This is a genomic window from Nonomuraea lactucae, from assembly GCF_003313395.1.
Classification (GTDB): domain Bacteria; phylum Actinomycetota; class Actinomycetes; order Streptosporangiales; family Streptosporangiaceae; genus Nonomuraea; species Nonomuraea lactucae.
This window is the reverse complement of sequence record NZ_QNFZ01000755.1, coordinates 1-4,275: the sequence shown is the minus strand read 5'-3', so window position 1 is coordinate 4,275 and position 4,275 is coordinate 1. Positions and strand designations below refer to the sequence as shown.

Annotated in this window: 4 protein-coding genes; 3 read left to right on the top strand and 1 reads right to left on the bottom strand. The window is 75.6% G+C overall.

Going from position 1 to position 4,275, the window contains the following annotated elements:
* Window positions 1–1,399: hypothetical protein (locus DQW85_RS26780; RefSeq protein WP_113702694.1), on the top strand; the 1,399-nt coding region annotated here is incomplete at its 5' end.
* 98 nt (window positions 1,400–1,497) lie between these two features.
* On the opposite strand, the gene DQW85_RS26775 is transcribed toward DQW85_RS26780, so the two are convergent.
* Window positions 1,498–2,454, bottom strand: coding sequence for a GlxA family transcriptional regulator (locus DQW85_RS26775; RefSeq protein ID WP_113702693.1), 957 nt, complete (start codon window positions 2,452–2,454; stop codon window positions 1,498–1,500).
* Window positions 2,455–2,526: 72 nt separating this feature from the next.
* Between DQW85_RS26775 and DQW85_RS26770 the strand changes: the two genes are divergently transcribed.
* Together DQW85_RS26770 and DQW85_RS26765 are read left to right on the top strand one after the other, a co-directional pair.
* Window positions 2,527–3,789, top strand: a complete 1,263-nt coding sequence (locus DQW85_RS26770) for an MFS transporter (protein ID WP_240197447.1) — start codon at window positions 2,527–2,529, stop codon at window positions 3,787–3,789.
* Window positions 3,786–4,275 (top strand): peptidyl-tRNA hydrolase (locus DQW85_RS26765; RefSeq protein WP_240197446.1); only part of this gene is annotated, 490 nt, incomplete at its 3' end. The genes DQW85_RS26770 and DQW85_RS26765, both read left to right, overlap by 4 nt.

Below are 4,275 nucleotides of genomic sequence, written 5' to 3'. Positions count from 1 at the left end.
GGAGCTGCTCAGGGCCGCTCACACCGCCCGCCTGGCCGGGCTGCCGAGGGCCGAAGCCGCCGCCCTGCGTGTCGTACGCGGCCTGCGGGCGGCTCGCGACCGCCACGACGGCCACCGCCTCGGGGACCTGGTGTCGGCGCTTCGCGAGCTCCTGCTCACCGCGGGCAGGCTCGCCATGGCCGACCCTGACCCGGCGCTGCCCGGCACCGTCCGCCGCCGCTACGAGCCTGGTGCGAGCCTGCGGGTGTACGGCGTCTTCCGCGAGCCGGTGATCAGCGGCACCGGCTACGGGGGGGTGGTGACCCACCTGGTCACGGAGGACGGCCGCTGGTTCTCGGTGGCCGACGTCAAGCCCGGCGGCCCGGCCCGGGCACGTGGCGCCGCCACCGCGACCGTCGCCATCGGCTCGGCCATGCTGAACCACGCCCAGCTGGCACGGGGCGGGCTCTTGATCACTGGGGCCACGGTGTCGCCGGAAGGCCGCATCGGGACGGGCGGCGGGGTGCGCGCCACCCCTCTCACGGGCCCGTCATGGGCCGCGGGACCGCTGGCCGCGCTGTTCGCCCGCCCGCTCGCCGAGGTGGCCGGCGCGCGGCTGTCCGGCGACGCCTGGAGCGAGCAGGAGACGGAGGAGCGGGCCCACGAACCGGTCGGGTGTGACCTGGTGATCATCGGCGCGGCGGGTGACCATGTGCTCGCCCGCGAGCTCCTGCCGGTGGACGTGATGTCCGAAGGGTCCGGCGAGGCGAGAGGCGCACAGCCGCGGACGGGTGGGCCGCTGATCCGGCTGGTTCCGGCCGCCGGGCATCCCGACCTGGCCCACGTCGCCAACCTGCGGCGCCTCGCGTCCCGCCCCGGGCTGCTCGTACGCGTAGTGGCCAGGGTGGACCCCGGCCGGGCGGCCACCCTGCGCCCGCTGGCGGTGGGACCGGTGCCGGGGGCCGAGGCGACCCTGCGCCTGCCCCCCGAATGGCGGGAACAGGCGGATCTCGGGTACGACCGGCTGCAAGGCGCCCACCTCCCGCCGCCCGACGTGTGTCAGCCGTGGCAGCCGGAGGCCGGGGGCGAGGTGGATCCGGTGGCGGGCGCTCCGCTCTGGCGCGTCCGGCGGATGGTGGAGCTGGGAGTCTCCGGTGGCAGGCGGGCGGTCGCCGAGGCGGCGCGGGGCGGTGACTCCCGCGAGCAGGGGGCCCAGCTGCGAGGCGCCGGGTTCCCGGCGGCGGCCGAGCTGGTCCAGGCGCTCACCGCCGAGGCCGATCGCCGGAGCCGCGACGTGTTCGGCAGGCTGACGGACTCCGGGCCCGACCGGTACGCGTGGGCGTGGCTCGCCGCCGCGACCCACCTCGCCGCCACCGAGCGGGCCCTGATCCAGGCGTCCTGGCAGGCCGTCACGGAGTGACCGACGGGCCTCCTGCGAGCTGGTCGAGGTCGCCGCCGGCCGGCGCGCTCGACGACACTCGCCTCCCGGCCCACCACGCTTTCACCCGCAGGGGCCTGCTAGAGGGGGGTGCGGCGGAAGGTGTGCCGGTAGGCGAGCGGGGCGACGCCGACGGCCGCGTGGAGGTGCTGGCGGAGCGAGACCGTGGTGCCGAACCCGGCCCGGCGCGCCACCTCCTCCACCCCCAAGTCGGTCGTCTCCAGCAGGTGCCGGGCGTGCTGGACCCGCTGCCCGGCCAGCCAGCGGGCCGGGCTCATGCCCGTCTCCTCCCGGAACCGCCTGGTGAATGTGCGCACGCTCATGCGGGCGTGCTCGGCCAGCGTCGCCAGGTCGAGCGGCGTGTCCAGGCGGTCGAGCATCCAGGCGCGCGTCGCGGCCGTGCCGGCGTCCACCGGGTCGGGGAGCGGGCGCTCGATGTACTGCGCCTGCCCGCCGTCGCGCCACGGCGGCATGACGCAGCGGCGCGCCGCGCGGTTGGCCACCTCGCTGCCGTGGTCGCGCCTGATCACGTGCAGGCACAGGTCGAGCCCCGCGGCCACGCCGGCCGAGGTGAGCACGTCGCCGTCGTCGATGAACAGCACCGACGGGTCCAGCTTCACCTGCGGGAACAGCGTGGCGAAGCGGGTCGCGTCGCGCCAGTGCGTGGTGGCGGGCCGCCCGTCCAGCAACCCCGCGGCGGCCAGCACGAACGCGCCCGTGCAGATCGACATGACCCGGTCCCTCCCCTGGAGCGCGTCGCGGACCGGGCCGGGCACCGTGCCGTCCTTCATGGGCCGCCCGGCGTGGATGCCGGGCACCAGCACCGTGTCGGCCGTGTCGAGCACGTCGAGGTCGTGGTCGGGCAGCACGGCGTAGCCGGCCGAGCAGCGCACCGGCCGGCGCCCGGGCGAGCACGTCACCACCTCGTACAGCTTCTCGCCGGTCGGCGACTCCGCCGACCAGAACACCTGCCCCGGCACGCCCAGGTCGAGCGGGGCGAAGTGGTCGAGGACGAGAACCGCGATCCTGTGCGCCATGGCCTGATTCTTTCACATAATGGCTTCCGGGCCACTCGCGGGGCGTCGGCGCCGGCCCGCAGGATGAGGCCCATGACCTTGACCACCCCTGTGCGCGCGCGGCGGCTGCACCGTGCCTGGTTCGTGGCGGCCGTCGCGTTCGTGGCCATCCTCGGCGCGGCCGGGTTCCGGGCCACCCCCGGCGTGCTGATCACCCCGCTGCAGGAGGAGTTCGGCTGGACCAAGGGCACGATCTCCCTCGCCGTGTCGGTCAATCTCGTGCTCTACGGGCTCACCGCCCCCTTCGCCGCCGCCCTGATGGACCGCTTCGGCATGCGCCGCGTGGTCGCCGCGGCCCTCCTCCTGGTCGCCGCGGGCAGCGGGCTGACCGTCCTGATGACCGCGAGCTGGCAGTTGCTCCTGCTGTGGGGCGTGCTGGTCGGCCTGGGCACGGGCTCGATGGCGCTCGTGTTCGTGGCGACGGTGACCGATCGCTGGTTCGTACGGCACCGCGGCCTGGTCACCGGCGTGCTCACCGCGGCGGGCGCCACCGGGCAGCTGATCTTCCTGCCCGTGCTGGCCTGGCTCGCCGCGGGCCCCGGCTGGCGGGTGGCCTCCTTGACCGTGGCCGGTGCGGCCCTGGCCGTGGTGCCTTTCGTGTGGTGGCTGCTGCGCGACAGTCCCGAGGACGTGGGCCTGACCGCCCTCGGCGCCGAGCCGGGCGCCACCCGCCCCGTGCCCGCCACCGGGAACGCGGCCGTCAGGGCGCTGAGCGTGCTGCGCTCGGCGGCCGGGACCCGCCCGTTCTGGTTTCTCGCGGGCGGCTTCGCCATCTGCGGCGCCAGCACGAACGGCCTGGTCGGCACCCACTTCATCCCCGCGGCGCACGACCACGGCATGGCCGAGCCGACCGCCGCCGGGCTGCTCGCCATCATCGGGATCTTCGACATCGCGGGCACGATCGCGTCCGGCTGGCTCAGCGACAGGATGGACCCGAAGGTGCTGCTCGGGGTCTACTACGGGCTGCGCGGGCTGTCGCTGATGATCCTGCCGGGCCTGTTCGCGGCCACCGCCGAGCCCAGCATGCTGATCTTCATCGTGTTCTACGGGCTCGACTGGGTGGCGACCGTGCCGCCGACCGTGGCGCTGTGCCGCAGGATCTACGGCGCGGACGGGGCCGTCGTGTTCGGCTGGGTGTTCGGCGCCCACCAGGTGGGCGCCGCGTTCGCGGCCGTCGGCGCGGCACTGACCCGCGACCACCTGGGCGCCTACGACCTCGCCTGGTACGGCTCCGGCCTGCTCTGCCTGCTCGCCGCCGGCATGTCGCTGGCCATCGGGCATGCTGGAGGGCGATGAACGACACCGAGCTGATGGTCCTGCCGCTGGTCGTCAGGATCGAGAGGGCGGCACCGCCCGAGCGCACAGACGCCCTGGAGGCGGCCGCCATGGCCGTGCTGAGCCTGCTCGACGACCCGGCGGAGTGGGCCGGCGAGGTCCATGCCTGGGAGTCCACCGGCAGGATCCGCAAGGTGGTGCGCCGCGCCAGGGGCGCCGAGTGGCGGCGGGCGGTCGCGCTGCCCGGCCGCACGGTCGAGCACCGCACGGCCGAGGTGCGCGTCCATCCGCCCGTGCCGCTCGACGACTGGCCGCGCGACCTCGCGCGCCTGCAGGTGTCCGGCACCGAGCTGACCGACACCTCCCCCCTCGCGGGGGAGGACGGCTCGCCGGTCCTGTGGGCCAACCCGGACCTGGCCATGTCCGCGGGCAAGGCGATGGCCCAGGCCGGGCACGCCGCCCAGCTCGCCTGGTGGGCCAGCGGCCCGGCCGAGCGCGACACCTGGC

Coding starts and splice junctions, on each gene's coding strand:
- DQW85_RS26770 (WP_240197447.1), top strand. CDS start 2,527: ATGACCTTGACCACCCCTGTGCGCGCGCGGCGGCTGCACCGTGCCTGG.
- DQW85_RS26775 (WP_113702693.1), bottom strand. CDS start 2,454: ATGGCGCACAGGATCGCGGTTCTCGTCCTCGACCACTTCGCCCCGCTC.